This window comes from Paraburkholderia xenovorans LB400, from assembly GCF_000013645.1.
GTDB lineage: Bacteria > Pseudomonadota > Gammaproteobacteria > Burkholderiales > Burkholderiaceae > Paraburkholderia > Paraburkholderia xenovorans.
This window is the reverse complement of sequence record NC_007951.1, coordinates 303,018-323,978: the sequence shown is the minus strand read 5'-3', so window position 1 is coordinate 323,978 and position 20,961 is coordinate 303,018. Positions and strand designations below refer to the sequence as shown.

Sequence of the window (20,961 nt, the reverse complement as noted above, 5' to 3'; positions counted from 1 at the left end):
TACCGCCTCATCGATTCCTCAACGATTCCTTGCCGAACCCCGCCCGATGTCCTCGATCCGCACGATCCCATGACCTTCGGCCGTGGTGCGCGGCACGGCTTTCCATGCGTGTCCATAGATCACCTCGAAGGTCAGCGCGAGCGTGCCGTCGGCGCGCCGGCGGGCTTCGAGGGCCGCCAGCAAAGCCTTGTGCAGCCTGCGCGCGACGGCGCCCGACGACGCTTCGCGCTCGAACGGATAGGCGCCCCAGCGGCGCACGTCGGCGAGCAGCGATTCGGGAGACTTATAGGTAATGGTCAGGACTTCCTGGTCCATCACGGGTATCTCGAAGCCGCTTTCGACCAGCATATCGCCGAGATCATGCATATCGACGAAATCGATCACATGCTTGCGCGAGGCAACGCCGTGCGCGGCCTCGACTTCGGCATAGGCGCCGCGCAGCTCCTTGAGCGAGTCGGGACCGAGCGTGCTGAACATCAGCAAGCCGTTCACTTTCAGCACACGCTGCCATTCGGGAAACACGAGGTCGGGCCGTGAGTGCCAGTGCAGCGCCAGATTGGACCAGATAAATTCGAAGGCGCCGGCCGCGAACGGCAGCGCCGAAAAGTCGGCTTGCGCGAAGCGCGGTCCGCGGGCGCCGAGCGCCTTGCCGAGCGTGGCCGGCAAAAAGCGTCGCCAACTCGTGTCGCCCGAATCGTGCTGCAGCGCGCGCGTGAGCATGCCGTGCGACAGGTCGGAGCCGAACACCGGCGCCTCGGGAAAGCGCTCGCGCAAAGCCGGAATGTCTTCACCCATGCCGCAGCCGGCGTCGAGCACGCTCGACGGCGTGACCTTGATGTAGTCGAGACGCTCGCGCATGCGCTGCGCGATTTCGCGCGGCAGGAACGCGACTTCGCTGAAAGTCGACGCGCGGCGGTCGAAGATCCGCCGGAGGCGCTGGGAATCATAGGCCGGACGGCCTGATTGAGCGGGAGTTGGGGACATGAGTGTCGTGCTGGCGTAGAGCCCGAAGTATACTCGTTCGTTTCCCTCCATTCAGCGTGGAAGGCCTCCGCGGACAGCCCAGTCATGCCACTCCGGTCCATTTCGTCGTTTTCCGGCAGCCGGTTCGCGCGTTTTGCGCGCGCCGTGCATTCGGCATGGCCGCGCGTCGCGCAGGTTGCGCTGCCCAATCTGTGTGCGTTATGTGGCAATTTGTCGCATACGACAATTTGCGCCGGTTGCGACGCGGCCTACTGGAATGAAGAGCGGTTGCGATGCACCGTCTGCGCGGTGCCGCTATCCGTCACGCAATGGGCGGCCCGCACGCAGTACCGGTGCGCGGATTGCGCCGGCGAGCCGCCGCCGTTCGACGCCACCTTCGCCCTTGCCGACTACCGGGCGCCGCTCGACACCCTCGCGGTCGGCCTGAAATTCCGCGCCCGCCTGATGCTGGCGCACGAGTTCGGGCAACGCCTTGCGCGTCTTGCCCAGGACTCGTGGCTGGAGCTTGCCGAATGGCCCGATGTAATCGCGCCCGTGCCGCTTGCCAGAAAACGCCTCGTCGAGCGCGGCTATAACCAGGCGTGGCAGATCGCGAGGCCATTGGCTCGCGCGCTGCATGTGCGCAGCGACGCAACCTTGCTGCATCGGGTGATTCACACCGCGCCGCAGTCGCGGCTCGATCTCGACGCCCGCCGCCTGAACGTAGGCCGCGCTTTCAAGGTTGCAGGATCCGTGCAAGGCCTGCACGTCGGCATTGTCGACGATGTGATGACGACCGGCGCGACGCTCGAAGCGCTGGCACGCACGCTCAAGGCCGCCGGTGCGCGCCAGGTCACCAACTTCGTCGCGCTGCGCACGCCGAAAAACTAGTCTCAACCTGAGCTCACCATGTTCAATGTCGTTCTCGTAGAACCGGAAATCCCGCCGAACACCGGCAACGTGATCCGTCTGTGCGCCAACACCGGCGCCCGGCTGCATCTGATCGAACCGCTCGGCTTTCCGCTCGACGACGCCAGAATGCGCCGCGCCGGCCTCGACTATCACGAGTACGCGCAAATGAACGTGCATGCCGACTGGGCGGCGTTCATCGCCAAAGAATCGCCGGACCCGGCGCGCATGTTCGCGTTCACTACGCGCGGCTCGGGCCGCTTTCACGAGCGCGCGTTTCAATCCGGCGACTGGTTCGTGTTCGGCGCCGAAACGCGCGGCCTGCCCGACCCGGTGCTCGGCCAGTTCGCCGACGAACAGCGCGTGCGCCTGCCCATGCGGCCGGGCAACCGCAGCCTGAACCTGTCGAATACCGTCGCTGTCGTGGTGTTCGAGGCCTGGCGTCAGACCGGCTTCGAAGGCGGCGCCTGACGGCGCATCAATTCAGCTTCGTAGCGCGCGAACATGGCGTCGTCGAAACAGGCGAACACCACCTGTTCGATCTGCGGCGTACGCGGCAAGGTGGCGAGCACCGTGCCGAGCGCAATCCGCACGGCCTCGTCGGCGGGAAAATGGTAGATACCGCAACTGATCGCGGGGAACGCAATGCTCGTGCACTGCGCCTCGCGCGCCACCTCGAGCGAACGCTGGTAGCAGGACGCCAGTAAATCGGCCTCGCCATGCCCGCCGCCCCGCCAGCGCGGACCCACTGCGTGAATCACGTATCTGGCCGGCAAGCGGTAGCCGCGTGTCAGCTTCGCGTCGCCGGTCGCGCAGCCGCCGAGCGTCTCGCACTCGCGGATCAATTCCTTGCCGGCCGCGCGATGAATCGCGCCATCCACGCCGCCTCCGCCCAATAACGACGTGTTCGCGGCATTGACGATCGCATCCACGGCGAGTTCGGTGATGTCGACCACGCGTGCTTCGAGCGTGCAACGATTGAAACGGAGCATGGGAACCTCGCTGATCCGTAGCGTCGATAAAAACGTGGACAGCGATAGCGGGCAGTCGTTCAGCGCTTTTGCGCGCCAAACGGCTGATAGACAAGGCTTATTCGGCTTTGGAGTCGCGCCGCAGCAGGGCGCTGACGGCGTCGCGCGGAGCCACGCCGTCGAACAGAACGGCACACACCGCCTGCGTGATAGGCATCTCGATTGCATGTGCGCGGGCGATCGCAAGAACCGCTTGCGCGCAACGCACGCCTTCGGCCACGTGACCGAGGCCGCCGAGAATATCGTCGAGCGTGCGGCCCGCAGCGAGTTGCAGGCCGACCGTGCGATTGCGCGACAGATCGCCGGTGGCGGTCAGGATCAGATCGCCCAGGCCGGTCAAACCGGTGAAGGTTTCCGCACGGCCGCCGAGCGTCACGCCGAGGCGCGACATTTCAGCGAGGCCGCGCGTGATCAATGCCGCACGCGCGTTCAGACCGAGCCCGAGTCCATCGGCAATGCCCGTGGCAATGGCAAGCACGTTTTTCACCGCGCCGCCCACTTCCACGCCGACGACGTCGTCGCCGGTATAGATGCGCATGGCGCCGTGATGGAACGCGGCCACCGTGCGCTCGCGGCACGCCGCCGAAGCGCTGGCGATGGTCAACGCGACCGGCAAGCCCTGCCCGACTTCACGCGCAAAACTCGGACCCGACAGCACGCCGTTGCTGCCGTGCTCCGGCAGTTCGGCCGCGACCACCTGATGTGGCATCAACTGCGAGTCGGCTTCAAAACCTTTGCACAGCCACACCACATGCGCCGGCACTTTGCCTGCATCGCGCATGGCCCGGAACAGACCGCGCAGTCCGGCCACGGGGGTTGCCACGACGCATAACGCGTTGTCGGCGAGCGCGTGGTCGAGCGCTGCGTTCAGATCCGTTTCATAGCGAAGCGCCGGCGGCAACGCAACGCCCGCCAGATAGCGGGCGTTTTCGTGTGAAGCGCGGAGATCGGCAATGAGCGCGGGCTGGCGCGCCCACAACACTGTGTCGTGCCGTACGGCCAGATGGCCGGCGAGCGCGGTGCCCCATGCGCCGGCGCCGAGGACGGCAACCTTCATAGCCGGCACTGCTCGCGACACCTTAGTGCGTGACGCCGTTTTGCGCCGCGCCGTCCTGGCCGCCCATCTGCGCGAGGCGTTGCTCGTACAGTGCCTGGAAGTTGATCTCGGCGAGGTGGATCGGCGGGAAACCGGCGCGGGTGATCGCGTCGGCGATGTTCGAGCGCAGGTACGGGAACAGGATGGTCGGGCAGGCAATGCCGACCAGCGGGTCGATCTGCTCGGCGGGAATATTGCGGATGTCGAAAATGCCGGCTTGCTTGGCTTCGATCAGGAACGCAACCTTGTCCGACACCTTGGCCGTGACCGTGCCCGTGACGAGGATTTCGAACACCGTCTCGGCGAGGCGCTCGGCCTTCACGTCGACTTCGACTTCGACCGACGGCATTTCCTGCTCGAGGAAGATGCCCGGCGAATTCGGCTGCTCGAGCGACATGTCCTTCAGATAGATACGCTGGATGTTGAAGAACGGCTGGTTATTCTCGTCGGACATGATGAAGTGATTCCCTGATAGGTATGCATAGCGGCGGCCCATGCACGCATGGGCCGCCAGATCGTTGCGGCACGCCGCCCGCCCGGATGAGGCGGAGACGCGCCGGCTTGGTGTTCAGCCGCCGTTTTTCACGCGCCTGCGGGCGCGCGAATTCAGGCGGTTGCTTCGAGCAGCGGCATCAAACCGCCCGCGCGATCGAGCGCGGAAAGGTCATCGTACCCGCCGACATGCGTCTCGCCGATGAACACTTGCGGCACCGTGCGACGACCGGTCCGGGTCATCATTTCTTCACGACGGGCCGGGTCTTTGTCGATCAGTACCTTTTCAACGTGCTCGACGCCGCGCGACTTTAAAAGACGTTCGGCCATCTGGCAATATGGGCACACCTGGGTGCTGTACATGATCACTTTGTTCACTTGGCTACTCCTTGTTTCACAACCGGCATGCCGGCTTTCTGCCAGGCGTCGACACCGCCTTCGAGAACATGGACTTCCGCATACCCTGCATCCTGCACGATACGCGCTGCCTTGTTCGACTGCTGGCCGGTCTGGCATACCAGCAGTACCGGGTTGGTCTTGTTCTTCACGAGTTGCGCGACCTTCGCCTGCAGCTCCGCAAATTCAAGGTGCCGTGCCGCGGGCAAATGCCCTTTGGCGAAGTCGGCGGATGGACGCAGGTCGATGACCGCCGCATTGCGCCGGTTGATCAGTTGAGTGGCTTCAGCGGCCGACAGGCCGCCGCGGCCGCGCCGGCTGATCGTCGGCCACAGCAGCAACCCACCGGAGATGAGGACGATAGCGATCAGTACAAGGTTTGTGTAATCAGTGAAAAACTTCACGGAAAATCCGCCGAAAAAGAGAGAAATCGAAAAGGGCAATCCACCCATTATAAAATAACCGTCTGACGCGATGGCGGCGCTCCTCCGGAGGACCCCGCAGCGCTTTACCGCTTCCTCACTACCGACCGGCAATCTCATGTACAAACTCGTTCTCATCCGCCACGGCGAATCGACGTGGAACAAGGAAAACCGCTTCACGGGCTGGGTCGACGTCGACCTCACCGAGCAGGGCAACAATGAGGCGCAGCAAGCGGGCGTGCTGCTGAAGGATTCGGGCTACACGTTCGACATCGCCTACACGTCGGTGCTCAAGCGCGCGATCCGCACCTTGTGGCACGTGCAGGACAAGATGGATCTGATGTACCTGCCGGTGGTCCATTCGTGGCGTCTGAACGAACGGCACTACGGTGCGCTGTCGGGTCTGAACAAGGCTGAGACGGCCGCCAGATTCGGCGACGAACAGGTGCTGGTCTGGCGCCGCAGCTACGACACGCCGCCGCCCGCTCTCGAGCCGACGGACGAGCGCGCGCCCTACAACGATCCGCGCTACGCCAAAGTGCCGCGCGAACAGTTGCCGCTCACCGAATGCCTGAAGGACACGGTCGCGCGCGTTCTGCCCCTGTGGAACGAGTCGATTGCGCCGGCCATCAAGTCGGGCCGCCAGGTGCTGATCGCCGCCCACGGCAATTCGATCCGCGCGCTCGTCAAATACCTCGACGATATTTCGGACAACGACATCGTCGGTCTGAATATTCCGAACGGCGTGCCGCTCGTTTACGAACTCGACGAAAACCTGCGGCCAATCAAGCACTACTATCTGGGCGACCAGGAAGCGATCGCCAAGGCGCAGGCCGCAGTCGCCAGGCAGGGAAAGGCAGGCTGATTTGCCATCTCGCCGCCATGTTGCCGTCAGAAACGAAGCGAATGGCGGCTAACGGCCGCACCGACCGGCAAGACATACCGGTCGGCGCGGCTCGCCTCATTCGCGCGCGCCTTCTTTCCGGCCGCGATCAATCCTGTTACGGCACATTACTTCGGCCTGGCGGGCCCGATCTCACGAACCAGGTCCGCCCCGTGCTGTCGAATCACGATTGCCTGCGCTCCGCCCTGACTTGGCGGGTGTGCAGTTATACTTGTCCGTCCCCATCTCTATCGACGCTGCCACGCGCTTCCGACCGCAACAGACTCTATGCGAAAGAACCTGAAAAATATCGGCCTGATTGCCGCGGGCCTTGCTACCGGTGTATTTGCCACTCTGCAGCTTTCCGCTTCGGCGCAGCAACCGGCTAGCGCCGCCTCCAGCGCCGTTGCACCGCTGCCGCTGGACCAGCTCCGGCTGTTTGCCGAAGTGTTCGGGCAAATCAAGCATGAATACGTCGAACCGGTCGACGACAAAAAGCTTCTCACCGCCGCCATCAAGGGCATGGTGTCGAGCCTCGACCCGCACTCGTCGTATCTCGACAAGACCGATTACGAGGAACTGCAGGAGCAGACCAAGGGTCGCTTCGCCGGTCTCGGCATCGAGATCTCGTCGGAAGACGGCCTGATCAAAGTGATTTCGCCGATCGAAGACACGCCCGCGTTCCGCGCCGGCATCCGTCCGGGCGACCTGATCACGCGTATCAACGACAAACCCGTGCGCGGCATGACGCTCGACCAGGCGGTCAAGCAGATGCGCGGCGACCCGGGCACCAAGGTCACGCTCACCATCTTCCGCAAGACCGACGACCGCACGTTCCCGCTCACCGTGACGCGCGCGATCATCAAGGTCCAGTCGGTCAAGATGAAGATCCTCGCGCCGGGTTACGCCTATGTGCGTATCACCAGCTTCCAGGAACGCACCACGCCTGATCTGGCCGCGAAGCTGCAGGACATCGCGCGTCAGCAGCCGAATCTGAAAGGTCTCGTGCTCGACCTGCGCAATAACGGCGGCGGTCTGCTGCAAAGCGCGGTCGGCGTAGCCGGCGCGTTCCTGCCGCCGAATTCGGTGGTGGTGTCCACCAACGGCCAGATTCCGGATTCGAAGCAGGTCTATCGCGACACTTACGACAACTACCGCCTGCAGTCTTTCGACAGCGATCCGCTGAAGGACGAAGCGCCCATCTTCAAGACCGTGCCGATGATCGTGCTGACCAACGCGTACTCCGCGTCGGCGTCGGAAATCGTCGCGGGCGCGCTGCAGGATCAGCACCGTGCGCTGATCGTCGGCAAGACCACCTTCGGCAAAGGTTCGGTGCAGACCGTGCGGCCCATGACGGCGGACACGGCACTGCGTCTGACCACGGCGTACTACTACACGCCGAGCGGCCGTTCGATCCAGAACAAAGGCATCCGCCCTGACATCGCGGTCGACCAATACGCGGAAGGCGATCCGGACGACGCGCTCGTCACCCGCGAAGTCGACTACTCGAATCACCTTGCGAATACGCAGGACCCGAACGAGAAGAAGGAAGCGGAACAGCGCGAACAGGAACGCATGGACCAGTTGCGCCAGCTTGAAGAGCAGAACGACAAGAAGACGCCGGAACAGCGTCAGAAGGATCGTGAGCGCAAGCCGGTGGAATTCGGTTCGGCCGACGACTTCATGCTGCAACAGGCTCTGAACAAGCTGGAAGGCAAGCCGGTGCAGGAGTCGAAGTCGCTGACCGAGCGTCGTCTCGCGCAGAACAAGCCACCGGCGTCGGCTTCCGCGCCGGTCGCGGTCAAGCCCACGCAACCGGTGCCCGGTGCATCGGCTCCGGCCTCGGCGCCTGCTACGCCAAGCAACTAACCAGGCATCGAGCCCAACGTGCCTTCGCAGCGGAACATGCTGCGAAGGCACGGCTGCAATAGCCAACGGCATTAGCCGGCTGCAATAGCCGGCACCAGCAGGAACACCCGCTCCCCCGCGCGATTAAAATAACGAAACCGCGCACGGCAGGCCCATCGGACCTGCATCTCATCGCGCGACACACTCACGCGCCCCGCCATGAACGACGATCAACTCCTTCGCTATTCCCGCCATATCCTCGTCGACGAAATCGGCATCGAGGCGCAGCAGCGTTTTATCGACGCGCACGCGATCATCGTCGGTGCGGGCGGTCTGGGTTCACCCGCTGCGATGTACCTCGCCGCAGCGGGCGTCGGCCGCCTGACGCTGGTCGATGCCGATACGGTCGATCTGACCAATCTGCAACGGCAGATCCTGCATGTGACCGCATCTGTCGGGCGCAAGAAGGTGGAGTCCGGGCGGGACGCGATCGCGCGGATCAATCCCGAGGTCGTGGTGAACGCAGTGGCCGAGCGCGTCGACGACGCGTGGCTCGACGCGCAAGTCCCGCATGCCACGGTCGTGCTCGACTGCACCGATAACTTCGCGACGCGCCACGCGATCAACCGCGCGTGCGTGAAGCACGGCGTGCCGCTCGTATCGGGTGCGGCGTTGCGCTTTGACGGCCAGATCAGCACCTTCGATTTCCGCGACGAAGCGTCGCCCTGCTATGCATGCGTGTTTCCCGAAGACCAGCCCTTCGAGGAAGTCGCGTGTTCGACTATGGGCGTGTTCGCGCCGACAGTCGGCATCGTGGGTTCGATGCAGGCCGCCGAAGCGCTCAAGGTGATCGGCGGAATCGGCACGCCTTTGCTTGGCCGCCTGATGATGCTCGATTCGTTGCGCATGGAATGGAACACCATGCGCATCGCGCGTCAGCCGGATTGCCCGGTGTGCGGGCAGACACACGCGGTCTGATTTCGTGCATCGAGGCTGTCGATGCAATCAAGGCTGAAAAAGAAATGCCGCCCATAAGGCGGCGTTTCTCATTCGAAGACGTGAATCCGGCAACTCACGCCAGCGTCACCCGCTTCAGTGCGGCCTGCACTTCTTCCGGTTCGAACGAAGCCAGCACATCGGCCACCGGCTTTTCCAGCGTCTTCAGATGCGCGCGCAGCACTTCCTGCTTGACCACCAGCAGCTGGCTCGGATGCATCGAGAACTCGGTGAGACCCATGCCGAGCAACAGACGCGTCAACGCCGGGTCCCCGGCCATTTCGCCGCACACCGACACCGGCACACCCGCCCGCTTCGCCTCGCGCAGCGTGAACGCGATCAGATGCAGCACCGCGGGATGCAGCGGGTCATATAGATGCGCGACCGCGTTGTCCGCGCGATCGATCGCCAGCGTGTACTGGATCAGATCGTTGGTGCCGATCGACAGAAAATCGAGCCGCTTCAGGAACAGCGGCAATGCGATGGCGGCAGCCGGAATCTCGATCATCGCGCCCACCTGCACGTTCGGATCGTAGGCGATGCCCGCGTCGTCGAGCTGACGCTTGGCTTCGCGGATCAGATCGAGTGTCTGGTCGATCTCCTGCGCATGCGCGAGCATCGGAATCAGAATCTTCACGGTACCGAACGCCGACGCGCGCAGTATTGCGCGCAACTGCGTGAGGAACATCTGCGGCTCGGAGAGACTCCAGCGAATCGCTCTCAGACCCAGGGCCGGGTTCGCGGCGGTTTCATAGCCGTCGCCCCCGCCCATCGAATCGAGCGGCTTGTCGGCGCCCACGTCGATCGTGCGGATCGTGACCGGCAGGCCGTTCATCAATTCGACCGCGCGACGGTAGGCGGCGAATTGCTCTTCCTCTTCCGGCAAGCGGTCCTTGTGATTCATGAACAGGAACTCGGAGCGGAACAGGCCGACACCCATCGCCCCCGCCTCGAGCGCCGCGCGCGCGTCTTCCGGCAACTCGATGTTCGCGCACAACTCGATACGCGTGCCGCACAGCGTTTGGGTGGGCGAAAACTTCAACCGCTGCAGCTTGCGCTGTTCGAGCGCTTTCTCGCTCTGCCGGTACGAGTACTCCTCCAGCACGATCGGCGCGGGATCGACGATCACGATGCCATGATCGCCGTCGACAATGATCAGGTCGTCCTGGCGAATCAACGCGCTCGCATGCTGCACGCCGACCGCGGCCGGAATGCCCAGGCTGCGCGCGACGATCGCTGTATGCGAGGTGCGGCCGCCGAGGTCCGTGACGAAACCCTGGAACGTTTGCGTTTTGAATTGCATCATGTCGGCCGGCGCGATGTCGTGCGCGACCACGATCATCTCGTCGCAGGCGCCGTGCACGCCGTCCACCAGCGCGACCGACGCGCCGGCGAGCGCCTTCAGCACGCGCTCCACCACCTGCTCGATATCGGCTTTGCGCTCGCGCAGGTATTCGTCTTCGATATCGTCGAAATGGCGCGACAGGCGCTCGAGCTGTTCGGTCAGCGCCCACTCGACGTTGTAGCGGCGCGTGCGGATCAGGTCGATGGTTTCCTGCACGAGCATCGCGTCGTTCAGGATCATTGAGTGGACGTTGATGAACGCGCCCATCTCGCTCGGTGCGTCTGCGGCGAGATCGGCGCGCAACGCGTCGAGCTCGCGATGCACGTGTTGCTGGGCCGCGCGAAAGCGCTCGACCTCGCCGTCGATCTGGGCCGGTTCAATCAGATAGTGGTCTACGTCAAGTGCAGCCGGGGCGATCAGATAGGCCCGCCCGATGGCGATACCGCGTGACACGGGAATTCCATGCAGCGTGAAGGACACGCGCACCTCCTCTAGTTGTGTAATGCCGCGGCAAACCGCTGCAATGCTCTCAGACACTCTTCGCCATTATAAATTCCGCACCCCTCGCAGATACGCCGGGGCTGTGTGCAGCGCAGCACGAATTGCCGTAAGCGCGCCCTCGCACGCTTTCGTCTGCCCATTGTCACGCGCTAAAAAAAACGCCGCGGACAGCCGCGGCGTTTGCGCTCATCGCAACGTGGACGCGCTAGCTCACTGACCCTCGCCAAATTTATCCGCAATCAGTTTCAGCAATGCGTCCATTGCTTCTTTTTCGTCCGCGCCTTCCGTTTCGATGAGCACCGTGCTGCCAATACCCGCGGCCAGCATCATCACACCCATGATGCTCTTCGCATTGATACGGCGGCCGTTACGGCTCATCCAGATTTCCGCCTGATAGTTGCCCGCGAGTTGCGTCAACTTGGCCGACGCGCGCGCGTGCAGCCCCAGCTTGTTCACGATAGTCGTTTCCTGTTGCAGCATGTAATGGTCCGAAGCGCGGGTAAGTGTTGTTGTGAAAAGTGAATCTGCAAACCAGTGGCAATGCGTTTGAAACCTGGCAGCCGGCCGTGCGGCTCTCTGATTACAGACCGGCTGGACCGGCTTTCTGCGTCAGATCGGCGTCGGCCGGCAAGGCCGGTAAACAGTCGCCGCCGGATGCCGCGTCGGGCGGCAGTGCGGGCAGACAGTCGCCGGACTCCGCAGTGGGCGCGACGGGCGCCGGCGTGGCCGGTCCGATTGCGTGCACGCCCTTGGTGGCGCCCGCAAGCGCCTTGTCGACCAGTGTGTCGAGCGGTGTGGCGCGATAACAGACCGCGCGCACCAGCATCGGCAGGTTGACGCCACACAGCACGCGCACATTCGGCACCGAAGCAAGCCGGCCGGCGATATTCGCCGGCGTGGCGCCGAACATATCGGTGAGCACAAGTGCGCCGTTTTCTTCCTTGAGACGCTCGACCTCGGCATGCGCGAACGCGACCTGCTGTGCGGGGTCGCAATCCGGCGATACGTCGATTACGCCGATGCGAGCCGGCAAGCCACCATAGATGTGCGAAATGCAATCGCGCAACGCGGTGGCGAACGGAGCGTGCGCAATGATCAGAATGCCTGCCATGTCAGCCTTACTGCAAAAGAACGGCCCCAACCGTGGACCGGGACCCGGCCCGGTTCGTCTGCACCCTCGGCCGGCCGTGGGCCATGAGGGCCGGAACGCATGATGCGACGAGCGATCCGCCGCGCGCGGGAGCGTGCCCGCGCAAGCAAAAAAACGCGCGCTCGCTGCCCGCGATCAGCCTGCCATGCATCCCGATGACACCCGGCAGATGCCACCGATCCGGCCTGGCGCGCGAGAGCGGCATTGTATCAGGCTCATTTTCACGCCAAAGCCACCGCGCCGCCTGATGCGGATTTAATACACAGTTTGGGGATCATGGCGGCCATTCAAGAGCACCCGTCGGACCGCATCATCAACCCGCCGCGCGCTCCAGCGCGTCGATGAACATGGCGGCAACGTCGAAGCCGGTTTGATCCATGATCTCGCGGAAACATGTCGGACTCGTCACATTCACTTCGGTCAGCCAGTCACCGATCGCATCCAGTCCGACCAGCAGCAAACCGCGCGCAGCCAGCACCGGCGCCAGCGTAGCGGCGATCTTGCGGTCGTGCTCCGTCAGCGGACGCGCCATGCCGAGGCCGCCGGCCGCGAGATTGCCGCGCACTTCATTGCCCTGAGGAATACGCGCGAGCGAATACGGCACGGCTTCGCCGCCGATCAGCAGAATGCGCTTGTCGCCCTCCTTGATCTCGGGAATGAATTTCTGCGCCATCACCGAACGCGTGCCGTCGTGGCTCAGCATTTCGATGATCGAACCGAGGTTCATGCCGTCCGCCTTGACGCGGAACACGCCCATGCCGCCCATGCCGTCGAGCGGCTTCAGGATCACGTCGCCGTGTTCTTCGTGAAAGGCGCGCAGGCGGGTCGCGTCGCGCGTGACGAGCGTAGGCGTGACGAACTGCGCGAATTCGCCGATGGCGAGCTTTTCGGAGTGGTCGCGAATCGCCTGCGGCTTGTTAAAAATGCGCGCGCCGGCGCGTTCCGCCATTTCCAGCAGCCATGTCGACGTGACGTATTCCATGTCGAACGGCGGGTCTTTGCGCATCACCACCGCGCTGAAACTCCTGAGCGAACGCGGCGCGGCCGCTTCGGCGCTGTACCAGACGTCGCGCTGCAGATCGGCACCGTCGCCGACGATCTCCACGCGCTGCACGTTCGCCTCCACCTCGCCGCCCGTCCACGCAAGATGCTGCGGCTCGCACGTGTACACCACATGAGCCCGGCGCGCCGCCTCGGCCATCATCGCGTAGGTCGAGTCTTTGTAGATCTTGAATTGCGTGAGCGGATCGGCGATGAAAAGAATGTCCATGAAGGTCCCGGTGCGCCCTGATGGGCTTGGCATTGATCGTAAATATAGTCGTTGGAAATGGCGATGGCGGCACGCATGCCGCCATCGCCCACCCAGGGTGGCTTAAACCTGGATCGCTTCCGGATCGGTCTTTTCCAGTTCGACCGATGCGGCCAGCAGCCCGAGCCGCGCCACCACGCCGTACATGTAGAAGCGGTTCGGCGGCGCCGCGCCGGGCTTGGCGTGCGCGTCGGGCAGCGCCGTGTGCTCGAAGCCGAGCGGCACGAAGTGCATGCCCGGCGCGTTCAGATTCTGATCGCGTTCGCGGCTGCCGTGCACGCGGTAGAAGCCGCCCACCACATAGCGGTCGATCATGTACACGACCGGCTCGGCCACTTCTTCGCCGATGCGCTCGAAGGTGTACACGCCTTCCTGCACGATCACGTCGTGCACTTCCAGGCCGTCTTTGGTCGCCGCCATCTTGGCGCGTTCGCGCTTGGTGAGCGCGGCCACTTCCGACGCGTCGTGCACGGTCATCACGCCCATGCCATAGGTGCCCGCATCCGACTTGATGACGACATACGGTTTCTCGGAGATGCCGTACTCGCGATACTTCTTGGCGATCTTCTTCAGCACGCCGTCGATCGCATCCGCTAACGCTTCTTCGCCGGTGCGTTCCTGGAAATCGACGCCTTCCACATGCGCGAAGTACGGATTGATCATCCACGGATCGATCTCGACCATCTTCGCGAACTTCTTCGCGACGTCGTCATAGCAGGAAAAATGCGTGGATTTGCGGCGCACGGCCCAGCCGGCATGCAGCGGCGGCAGCAGATACTGCTCGTGCAGATTTTCGAGCACTGGCGGGATGCCGCCCGACAGATCGTTGTTCAGCAGAATCGAGCACGGGTCGAAATTCTTCAGACCAAGGCGCCGCGGCGAACGCTCGAGCGGCTCGAGCACGAGTTTCTGGCCGTCGGAGAGCGCGATCGTGACGGGCCCGTTGATGGTTTCGTCGAGCGTGCCGAAGCGCACGTTCAAGCCGGCCTGGCGCATGATCGCGGCCAGACGGGCGACGTTTTCCAGATAAAACGCGTTGCGCGTGTGGCGCTCGGGAATCACCAGCAGGTTCTTGGCGTCCGGGCAGATCTTCTCGATCGAGGCCATCGCGGCCTGCACGGCGAGCGGCAGCACTTCCTGCGGCAGATTGTTGAATGCGCCGGGAAACAGATTGGTGTCGACCGGCGCGAGCTTGAAACCCGCGTTGCGCAGATCGACGGAACAGTAGAACGGCGGCGTGTGCTCCTGCCATTCGAGCCGGAACCAGCGTTCGATGGCGGGCGTGGCGTCGAGGATCTTCCGCTCAAGATCGAGCAGCGGGCCGTTTAACGCCGTAACTAGGTGCGGAACCATTGATCACTCGCAGACTGGAGAAAAAAGATTGTAGAGCAAATGCTTTGTCCATTTGGGGACGGTTTCTCCATTCGCAAGCGGACGCGAATGCATTCTCGCTATCGCCATGATAGGCGGGGAAAACTGCTGTTTACAAGATAGCGCGCAAGAAAAAAGCCCGCCATGAAGGCGGGCCAAAGTCGCTGCGCTTATTTCTGATCCGGCGAGCCCGGGAGCGCGGGCTCGCGCGGTACGTTGCTTACTCGACGTGTTCGCCGTGCAGGCTCACGTCCAGACCTTCGCGTTCCTGTTCTTCCGTCACGCGAATGCCCATCACCATGTCGATGATCTTCAGCAGGATGTAGCTCACCACGCCGCTGTAGATCAGCGTCGTCAGCACGCCCTTGGCTTGCAGGATGACGCTGCCGTCCGCGCCGCCGATGTCCTTGACCGCGAACACGCCGGTCAGGAGCGCACCCACGATACCGCCGATGCAGTGCACGCCGAACGCGTCGAGCGAATCGTCGTAGCCGAGCTTGTGCTTGAGCCACGTTGCCGACCAGAAGCAGACCACGCCTGCCACGATACCGATCACCAGCGAGCCGAGCGTACCGACGAAGCCCGAAGCCGGCGTGATCGCCACCAGACCTGCCACTGCGCCCGACACGATACCGAGCACCGACGGCTTACCCTTGGCGGCCCATTCAGCGAACATCCAGGCGAGTGCTGCCGCGGCAGTTGCCACCTGGGTTGCGAACATCGCGAAACCGGCACGGCCGTCAGCCGCCACTGCCGAACCCGCGTTGAAGCCGAACCAGCCCACCCACAGCATGGCGCCGCCGATCAGCGTGAGCGTCAGGTTGTGCGGCGCCATCGCTTCCTTGCCGTAGCCGATACGCTTGCCGAGGACCAGCGCGCAGACCAGCGCCGCAATACCGGCGTTGATGTGCACCACCGTGCCGCCCGCGAAGTCGAGGATGCCCGCGCTAGCCAGCCAGCCGGTCGGTTCCCAGACCATGTGTGCGATCGGCGAGTAGACGATGATCGACCACAGCGTCATGAACACCAGCATCGCCGAGAACTTCATACGGTCGGCAAACGCGCCCGTGATCAGTGCCGGGGTGATGATCGCGAACGTCATCTGATAGACGCAATAGACCGTTTCCGGGATCGTCGGGGCCAGATGGCTGACGGTCAGCGTCGTGGCCTTGTCGCCCTTGATGTAGCTCATGCCCGCCATGAAGACGCGCGAGAAGCCGCCGATGAACGAACTGCCCGGCGTGAAGGCAAGGCTGTAGCCGATCACGATCCAGACGATCGTCACCACGCAGGTGATCGCGAAGCTTTGCATCAGGATCGCGAGCACGTTCTTCTTGCGGACCATGCCGCCGTAGAACAGTGCCAGACCCGGGATCGTCATGAACAGCACGAGGGCGGTGGAAGTCAGCATCCAGGCGGTGTCGCCGGAATTGATCTTCGAGGAATCGACGGAGAACGGTGCGGTCGGCGCGGCCGGCGCGGCGTCCGATGCAGCAGGTGCGGCGGCCGCGCTGGCAGCCGGTGCGGCGGATGCATCGGCGGCGGGTGCCGAAGCGGCGGCGGCAGCGGGTGCCGCCGAAGCGTCCGGTGCCGGGGCGCTCGCCGTCGCATCGGGAGCCGAGGCGGCTGCGGGAGCGGACGCGTCGTCCGCGAGAGCAGCGCCGATACCGCCCGCGAGCAGCGAACCGGCCATCAGCAAGGACATCAATAATTTGCGCATCTTTCGTTTCCTCTTATCGCTATCTGTGTCGCTATCTTTTGGTATTACAGAGCGTCCGCGCCGGTCTCCCCGGTGCGAATCCGGATCACCTGCTCGATCGGCGTGACGAAGATCTTGCCGTCGCCGATCTTGCCGGTGCGCGCTGCGCGTTCCAGCGCCTCGATCGCCTGGTCGACGATGTCGTCCGAGACAGCCGCCTCGATCTTCACCTTCGGCAGGAAATCGACGACGTATTCGGCGCCGCGGTACAGCTCCGTGTGCCCCTTCTGACGACCGAAGCCTTTCACTTCAGTCACCGTGATGCCCGAGACGCCGATGGCCGACAAGGCTTCGCGCGCCTCATCGAGCTTGAACGGCTTGATGATTGCGGTAATGAGTTTCATGAAATCCCTCGCTTAGTTGCGTAACCCGTTTGCGTAACCCGTTGCGTAACTCTCGTTTGCGTACCCGTAACCCGTTCGCGTGGTCTCGTTCCGCTGCCGGAAAAAGGTGCCGGCAGTGCGCGCGGGGCAGTAACAGCAACTCGCATGCCATGTTGTGTCAGACTGCGCACCGCAGGCGCCGCAAAAGGGGCGCAAGCGGCCCTGGCCGGAAGGCCAGCGCTGGGCGGGCACGCTGGCGCGGCGTATGGATCGTTGCTAGAGTGTTCGAAGGTTTTGAACGCGCGGGCACGCACCAAAGGGGCTCATGCGCCAGGGGCGCACCACGGCACATGCACCAACAGCGCCCATTCAGCGCGGCAAAGCACAGACGTAACGAAACATGCACACTTTTTGTGCAACAGAGGGAACACCATGAAACAACCGAACGATGTTTTTAACGACTTTCAGGCCCGCATGAGCGAGCTGTTCAAGAATTCGCCAGCCAAAGATGTCGAGCGCAACGTGAAAGCCATGCTGTCGCAGGGTTTTTCCAGGCTCGACCTGGTCACGCGTGAGGAATTCGATACGCAGACCCAGGTGCTGGTGCGCACGCGCGCGCGCCTGGAGGAACTGGAACGCCGTGTCGCCGAGCTCGAACAGAAGCTGCCGGTCACGCAAACGCCCTAATCCTTCTCGCGGCATACTCGCCGCGCAGTGCTGCACATCACAGGCAAGCGAGCCGTGACGTCATCAGCGTTTCAGGGGACTTGCGCGCGTCTGCGGCGCGTCGTCCGACGGGAGAAAACATGTCGCTTGCCGTGGTGCGCAGTCGCGCGCCGGCCGCTGGCCGCGCGCCCGAAGTAACCGTCGAGGTCCACCTCGCGAACGGATTACCCTCTTTTTCGATTGTCGGGCTGCCTGATCTGGAAGTGCGCGAAAGCCGCGAGCGCGTGCGCGCGGCATTGCAGAACTGCAATTTCGACTTCCCTGTCCGGCGCATCACCGTCAATCTCGCACCCGCCGATTTGCCGAAGGAATCCGGCCGCTTCGATCTGCCGATCGCTTTGGGCATTCTCGCGGCGAGCGGCCAGATTCCCGCCGAGTCCTTGCTGCATCGCGAATTCGCGGGCGAGCTGTCGTTGACCGGCGCGCTCAGGCCGATGCGCGGTGCTTTCGCAATGGCCTGCGGAACTGCACGCGGCGGCGTGTCTCACGGCGGCGCAGCTTCTGGAATTTCAGGCGAGCTCGCTGCCAGCGAGCCAGCTGCACATCCTGTGCCACAGCTCTACCTGCCCGCCGCGAGCGCGGCGGAAGCGGCGCTCGTGCCCGGCGTCGACGTCTACGGCGCCGCCGATCTGCCTTCGCTATGCGCTCACCTGGCGGATGCGCCCGACGCGCGGCTCCATCCGCTTGCCGCGCCGGAACTCGCCGACTGCGCAAGCGCCGCCGATCCGGATATGGGCGACGTGATCGGTCAGCGCGGCGCGCGGCGGGCACTTGAAGTCGCCGCGGCGGGCGGCCATCACGTGTTGCTGGTCGGGCCGCCCGGTGCGGGTAAATCGATGCTCGCCGCGCGCCTGCCCGGCCTCCTGCCGCCCATGACCGACGACGAAGCGCTCAGCTCCGCCGCTCTCCTGTCCGCCAGCCGGGCCGGTTTCACGCCTTCGCAGTGGCGGCGGCGGCCGTTTCGCGCCCCGCATCATTCGTCGAGCGCCGCGGCGCTGGTGGGCGGGCGCAATCCGCCGCAGCCCGGTGAAATTACGCTGGCGCATCTGGGCGTTCTGTTTCTCGACGAGCTCCCCGAATTCGATCGGGCCGTGCTCGAAACGCTGCGTGAACCGCTCGAAGCCGGCCGCATCACGATTTCACGCGCCGCCCTGCAGGCGGATTTCCCGGCCGCGTGCCAGCTGATCGCCGCCATGAATCCGTGCCCATGCGGCTGGCGCGGCGATCCCCAAGGCCGCTGCCGCTGCACACCCGAGATCGCGGCACGCTACCTGCGCAAGCTTTCCGGGCCCCTACTCGACCGGATCGATATCCAGCTGGAGATTCCCGCACTCACGCCGGCGGAACTGTCGGCCCGTTCGACAGCCGTTGGGGAGACAAGCGCGGCCATTGCCGCGCGCGTGAACCGCGCTCGCGAGCGTCAATTGAGCCGTCAGGGCAAAACCAACCGGGAATTAGGAGGACGGGAAGTGGACGAGATGTGCCAGCCCGACGCCGCGGGCGAAATATTGCTGCGTGAAGCCGGAGAGCGTTTCGGCTGGTCGGCGCGCGCGTATTACCGGGTTCTGAAGGTGGCGCGCACTATCGCCGACCTCGCCGGCGCGCCCATGCCGAGCGCCGCGCAGATCGCTGAGGCGATCCAGTATCGCCGGGCTTTTGGATCGGTATAAGGCGAAAAATCTGCTGTCAAGACTTGACTTATGCACATGTCTACGTTCCAGACAAATTTTGAAACATCTGAAAGGTCCGTCGCGGCCCGGATCTAAAAGGCATTGATTTGACTGGCTTTTTTCTAACCCGCCGAGCGGCCTGAATCTGACAGAGTGCCCATAGAATGGGCATCTCCGGCCGATTCGGCCGAGTTCTCAACAGAGTTATCCACAGGCTCTGTGAGTAACGGAAAAACTTCAACGTAAACCGGGAATTAGCGTGCGATGCTGCGAAGGAACTTTCACTGCGGAGCGCCACTCTTCGGCAAGCGGTTACACGCTAATCGGCCAAAAATACCGGTCTCAATACAGTTGGAACGACGAAAAAAACTGGTCGACCTGTTCCTGCTGCATTGGCTTGGGTGAAATGATGGCCGCCTGATAGACATGCCGTCCGTGCGCCACGAGCCGGGCGTAGACCGTGCGTGCTTCGTGCTGCGATCCGGCCTCGCCGCTCAGCTTCATTTCCAGGCCGAGCACCTGACCGCCGGCGGCAAGCGGGATCTGCACCGCGCGGGCCTCCGGAGCAGCGCCTACGTTGCGGGCAAGGCCGGTGCGCAGGAAGTCGAGCGCGGCGCGCTGCGTGGCTTCGCTGTCGTCCGGCAGCATCACCGTGCCGACCGCGAACACGGCGTCGCCGGCTTCAGCCGTCTGCATCGCCATCTGCATCGGCTTGCCGTATATCTGCACGGCCCGCTGATCATTGCCCGGCTTCGCGGGCAGGTCGACGGTGTAGCCGTTGTCGTTGTTCATGATGGTGCGCCAGTCGAAGGTCGGCGAGCATGCGCTCAGCGCGCCGCCTAACGCCAGGGCGCAAGCCAGCGCGCTCACTGCTGCACGCGCCTTCGACTGCCGGGAAACGGCGCCGGGCGCAAACCGGACAGAAACCGGGCTCGGGGAACCGCCGGTCATGGGATGGCGAAACAGAATCGGGCCGAGGAAGCGACTCAAGAAACGACTCACGAAACCAAGGCGATCAAGGCAAAAAACAGTTCGAAACATGGGGACAGAAGATCGGGCTGACGAGAACGTAAAGCCCTATTATCCGCTCCCGGCCCGCCTCCTGCCGCGCCGCCGGAATGGGGCTACAATAGCGACGCTGTCCAGCACCGGGCCGAAAGCCCAAACCGGCGTACTGTCCCGCGCGTTCCGCGCGACTCTCGAGGTTCCGTTCATGAGCTCCACTCCGTCCACCGCTGCCCGGCGTGCGAATCCGCTTCGCTACATCATCATCGCCGCCGTGGCCATTGCGATCGCCGTTGCCGGTTATTTCGCGTTTGCCGGTCAGCAGCGCGTGCCCGATGCGACCTTCACGTTGCTGTCCGGCCAGAAAGTCTCGACCGCCGACCTGAAAGGCAAGGTCTACCTCGTCAACTTCTGGGCGACGAGCTGCGATACCTGCATGAAGGAAATGCCGCAGATGGTTCAGACCTATAACCGCTTCAAGGACCAGGGTCTGGAATTCGTCGCCGTGGCGATGAACTACGACGCGCCGATGTACGTGACCAACTACACGCAGACCCGCCAGTTGCCGTTCAAGGTCGCAATGGACGACGGCTCGGCCGCCAGGCAGTTCGGCAACGTCCAGCTCACGCCTACCACGTTCCTGGTAGACAAGGACGGCAGGATTCTCAAGCGCTACGTCGGCGAGCCGCAATTCGCGGAACTCGACCAATTGCTGGAAAAGGCGCTGAAGCCGGCCTGAACTGTTGCGGCGCGCGGCCTGGCCCGC

The 20,961-nt window shown here is 63.7% G+C and carries 22 protein-coding genes; 8 read left to right on the top strand and 14 right to left on the bottom strand.

Annotation, left to right across the window (positions count from 1 at the left end; translation table 11 throughout):
• Positions 1–18: 18 nt before the first annotated feature.
• Positions 19–984, bottom strand: a complete 966-nt coding sequence (locus tag BXE_RS01435; RefSeq protein WP_038457029.1) for a methyltransferase domain-containing protein — start codon at positions 982–984, stop codon at positions 19–21.
• A gap of 84 nt (positions 985–1,068) precedes the next feature.
• Here BXE_RS01435 and BXE_RS01430 point away from each other — a divergent pair, with 84 nt between their 5' ends.
• Positions 1,069–1,854, top strand: a complete 786-nt coding sequence (locus BXE_RS01430) for a ComF family protein (protein ID WP_011486663.1) — start codon at positions 1,069–1,071, stop codon at positions 1,852–1,854.
• A gap of 18 nt (positions 1,855–1,872) precedes the next feature.
• On the top strand, positions 1,873–2,343 hold the full coding sequence (gene trmL / locus BXE_RS01425; protein ID WP_011486662.1) for a tRNA (uridine(34)/cytosine(34)/5-carboxymethylaminomethyluridine(34)-2'-O)-methyltransferase TrmL: 471 nt from the start codon (positions 1,873–1,875) through the stop codon (positions 2,341–2,343).
• Here trmL and BXE_RS01420 read toward each other — a convergent pair.
• The 5 genes from BXE_RS01420 to BXE_RS01400 form a co-directional block, all read right to left on the bottom strand.
• Positions 2,316–2,864 carry an O-acetyl-ADP-ribose deacetylase gene (locus tag BXE_RS01420; protein ID WP_011486661.1) on the bottom strand — a complete coding sequence of 183 codons (549 nt, stop codon included), beginning with the start codon at positions 2,862–2,864 and terminating at the stop codon, positions 2,316–2,318. The two genes, trmL and BXE_RS01420, sit on opposite strands and share 28 nt — an antisense overlap.
• A gap of 97 nt (positions 2,865–2,961) precedes the next feature.
• Positions 2,962–3,960: an NAD(P)H-dependent glycerol-3-phosphate dehydrogenase gene (locus BXE_RS01415; protein ID WP_038457032.1), complete on the bottom strand. Its 999-nt coding sequence runs from the start codon at positions 3,958–3,960 to the stop codon at positions 2,962–2,964.
• A 22-nt stretch (positions 3,961–3,982) separates the two neighbouring features.
• Positions 3,983–4,453: a protein-export chaperone SecB gene (gene secB / locus BXE_RS01410; RefSeq protein ID WP_011486659.1), complete on the bottom strand. Its 471-nt coding sequence runs from the start codon at positions 4,451–4,453 to the stop codon at positions 3,983–3,985.
• Positions 4,454–4,605: 152 nt separating this feature from the next.
• The gene (gene grxC, locus BXE_RS01405) at positions 4,606–4,869 is read right to left on the bottom strand and encodes a glutaredoxin 3 (protein ID WP_007179466.1); all 264 of its coding nucleotides are present in this window, start codon (positions 4,867–4,869) and stop codon (positions 4,606–4,608) included.
• Entirely contained in the window at positions 4,866–5,291 is a 426-nt protein-coding gene (locus BXE_RS01400) for a rhodanese-like domain-containing protein (RefSeq protein ID WP_011486658.1), read from the bottom strand. The genes grxC and BXE_RS01400 overlap by 4 nt, the downstream gene beginning before the upstream one ends.
• Before the next feature lie 136 nt (positions 5,292–5,427).
• Between BXE_RS01400 and gpmA the strand changes: the two genes are divergently transcribed.
• The 3 genes from gpmA to BXE_RS01385 all read left to right on the top strand — a co-directional run bounded on the left by gpmA (position 5,428) and on the right by BXE_RS01385 (position 9,018).
• A complete protein-coding gene (gene gpmA / locus BXE_RS01395; protein ID WP_011486657.1) occupies positions 5,428–6,174 on the top strand; it encodes a 2,3-diphosphoglycerate-dependent phosphoglycerate mutase in 747 nt (248 codons plus the stop codon).
• A gap of 306 nt (positions 6,175–6,480) precedes the next feature.
• Positions 6,481–8,061 (top strand): S41 family peptidase, encoded by a 1,581-nt coding sequence (locus BXE_RS01390; protein WP_011486656.1) that lies wholly within the window; start codon positions 6,481–6,483, stop codon positions 8,059–8,061.
• A gap of 198 nt (positions 8,062–8,259) precedes the next feature.
• On the top strand, positions 8,260–9,018 hold the full coding sequence (locus BXE_RS01385) for a HesA/MoeB/ThiF family protein (protein ID WP_011486655.1): 759 nt from the start codon (positions 8,260–8,262) through the stop codon (positions 9,016–9,018).
• Positions 9,019–9,112: 94 nt separating this feature from the next.
• Here the strand turns inward: BXE_RS01385 and ptsP are convergent, their stop codons facing one another.
• The 7 genes from ptsP to BXE_RS01345 all read right to left on the bottom strand — a co-directional run bounded on the left by ptsP (position 9,113) and on the right by BXE_RS01345 (position 16,815).
• Complete coding sequence (gene ptsP / locus BXE_RS01380) at positions 9,113–10,861, bottom strand: phosphoenolpyruvate--protein phosphotransferase (RefSeq protein ID WP_038457035.1); 1,749 nt, start codon at positions 10,859–10,861, stop codon at positions 9,113–9,115.
• A gap of 231 nt (positions 10,862–11,092) precedes the next feature.
• Positions 11,093–11,362, bottom strand: a complete 270-nt coding sequence (locus BXE_RS01375; RefSeq protein WP_007179472.1) for an HPr family phosphocarrier protein — start codon at positions 11,360–11,362, stop codon at positions 11,093–11,095.
• Positions 11,363–11,462: 100 nt separating this feature from the next.
• Entirely contained in the window at positions 11,463–11,993 is a 531-nt protein-coding gene (locus BXE_RS01370; RefSeq protein WP_038457037.1) for a PTS sugar transporter subunit IIA, read from the bottom strand.
• Positions 11,994–12,345: 352 nt separating this feature from the next.
• Complete coding sequence (gene gshB, locus BXE_RS01360; RefSeq protein ID WP_011486652.1) at positions 12,346–13,302, bottom strand: glutathione synthase; 957 nt, start codon at positions 13,300–13,302, stop codon at positions 12,346–12,348.
• Positions 13,303–13,404: 102 nt separating this feature from the next.
• On the bottom strand, positions 13,405–14,694 hold the full coding sequence (gene gshA / locus BXE_RS01355) for a glutamate--cysteine ligase (RefSeq protein WP_011486651.1): 1,290 nt from the start codon (positions 14,692–14,694) through the stop codon (positions 13,405–13,407).
• 238 nt (positions 14,695–14,932) lie between these two features.
• On the bottom strand, positions 14,933–16,432 hold the full coding sequence (locus tag BXE_RS01350; RefSeq protein WP_011486650.1) for an ammonium transporter: 1,500 nt from the start codon (positions 16,430–16,432) through the stop codon (positions 14,933–14,935).
• Positions 16,433–16,476: 44 nt separating this feature from the next.
• The gene (locus BXE_RS01345) at positions 16,477–16,815 is read right to left on the bottom strand and encodes a P-II family nitrogen regulator (protein WP_006048089.1); all 339 of its coding nucleotides are present in this window, start codon (positions 16,813–16,815) and stop codon (positions 16,477–16,479) included.
• 411 nt (positions 16,816–17,226) lie between these two features.
• Here BXE_RS01345 and BXE_RS01340 point away from each other — a divergent pair, with 411 nt between their 5' ends.
• Together BXE_RS01340 and BXE_RS01335 are read left to right on the top strand one after the other, a co-directional pair.
• Positions 17,227–17,481: an accessory factor UbiK family protein gene (locus BXE_RS01340; RefSeq protein ID WP_011486649.1), complete on the top strand. Its 255-nt coding sequence runs from the start codon at positions 17,227–17,229 to the stop codon at positions 17,479–17,481.
• A gap of 119 nt (positions 17,482–17,600) precedes the next feature.
• A complete protein-coding gene (locus BXE_RS01335) occupies positions 17,601–19,190 on the top strand; it encodes a YifB family Mg chelatase-like AAA ATPase (protein ID WP_011486648.1) in 1,590 nt (529 codons plus the stop codon).
• Between the two features lie 342 nt (positions 19,191–19,532).
• On the opposite strand, the gene BXE_RS01330 is transcribed toward BXE_RS01335, so the two are convergent.
• Entirely contained in the window at positions 19,533–20,141 is a 609-nt protein-coding gene (locus tag BXE_RS01330; RefSeq protein WP_011486647.1) for a hypothetical protein, read from the bottom strand.
• Positions 20,142–20,403: 262 nt separating this feature from the next.
• Between BXE_RS01330 and BXE_RS01325 the strand changes: the two genes are divergently transcribed.
• Positions 20,404–20,934: a TlpA disulfide reductase family protein gene (locus BXE_RS01325; protein WP_011486646.1), complete on the top strand. Its 531-nt coding sequence runs from the start codon at positions 20,404–20,406 to the stop codon at positions 20,932–20,934.
• Positions 20,935–20,961: the final 27 nt, after the last annotated feature.

Coding starts and splice junctions, on each gene's coding strand:
- BXE_RS01435 (WP_038457029.1), bottom strand. CDS start 984: ATGTCCCCAACTCCCGCTCAATCAGGCCGTCCGGCCTATGATTCCCAG.
- BXE_RS01430 (WP_011486663.1), top strand. CDS start 1,069: ATGCCACTCCGGTCCATTTCGTCGTTTTCCGGCAGCCGGTTCGCGCGT.
- trmL (WP_011486662.1), top strand. CDS start 1,873: ATGTTCAATGTCGTTCTCGTAGAACCGGAAATCCCGCCGAACACCGGC.
- BXE_RS01420 (WP_011486661.1), bottom strand. CDS start 2,864: ATGCTCCGTTTCAATCGTTGCACGCTCGAAGCACGCGTGGTCGACATC.
- BXE_RS01415 (WP_038457032.1), bottom strand. CDS start 3,960: ATGAAGGTTGCCGTCCTCGGCGCCGGCGCATGGGGCACCGCGCTCGCC.
- secB (WP_011486659.1), bottom strand. CDS start 4,453: ATGTCCGACGAGAATAACCAGCCGTTCTTCAACATCCAGCGTATCTAT.
- gpmA (WP_011486657.1), top strand. CDS start 5,428: ATGTACAAACTCGTTCTCATCCGCCACGGCGAATCGACGTGGAACAAG.
- BXE_RS01390 (WP_011486656.1), top strand. CDS start 6,481: ATGCGAAAGAACCTGAAAAATATCGGCCTGATTGCCGCGGGCCTTGCT.
- BXE_RS01385 (WP_011486655.1), top strand. CDS start 8,260: ATGAACGACGATCAACTCCTTCGCTATTCCCGCCATATCCTCGTCGAC.
- BXE_RS01375 (WP_007179472.1), bottom strand. CDS start 11,362: ATGCTGCAACAGGAAACGACTATCGTGAACAAGCTGGGGCTGCACGCG.
- BXE_RS01370 (WP_038457037.1), bottom strand. CDS start 11,993: ATGGCAGGCATTCTGATCATTGCGCACGCTCCGTTCGCCACCGCGTTG.
- gshB (WP_011486652.1), bottom strand. CDS start 13,302: ATGGACATTCTTTTCATCGCCGATCCGCTCACGCAATTCAAGATCTAC.
- gshA (WP_011486651.1), bottom strand. CDS start 14,694: ATGGTTCCGCACCTAGTTACGGCGTTAAACGGCCCGCTGCTCGATCTT.
- BXE_RS01350 (WP_011486650.1), bottom strand. CDS start 16,432: ATGCGCAAATTATTGATGTCCTTGCTGATGGCCGGTTCGCTGCTCGCG.
- BXE_RS01345 (WP_006048089.1), bottom strand. CDS start 16,815: ATGAAACTCATTACCGCAATCATCAAGCCGTTCAAGCTCGATGAGGCG.
- BXE_RS01340 (WP_011486649.1), top strand. CDS start 17,227: ATGAAACAACCGAACGATGTTTTTAACGACTTTCAGGCCCGCATGAGC.
- BXE_RS01335 (WP_011486648.1), top strand. CDS start 17,601: ATGTCGCTTGCCGTGGTGCGCAGTCGCGCGCCGGCCGCTGGCCGCGCG.
- BXE_RS01330 (WP_011486647.1), bottom strand. CDS start 20,141: ATGACCGGCGGTTCCCCGAGCCCGGTTTCTGTCCGGTTTGCGCCCGGC.
- BXE_RS01325 (WP_011486646.1), top strand. CDS start 20,404: ATGAGCTCCACTCCGTCCACCGCTGCCCGGCGTGCGAATCCGCTTCGC.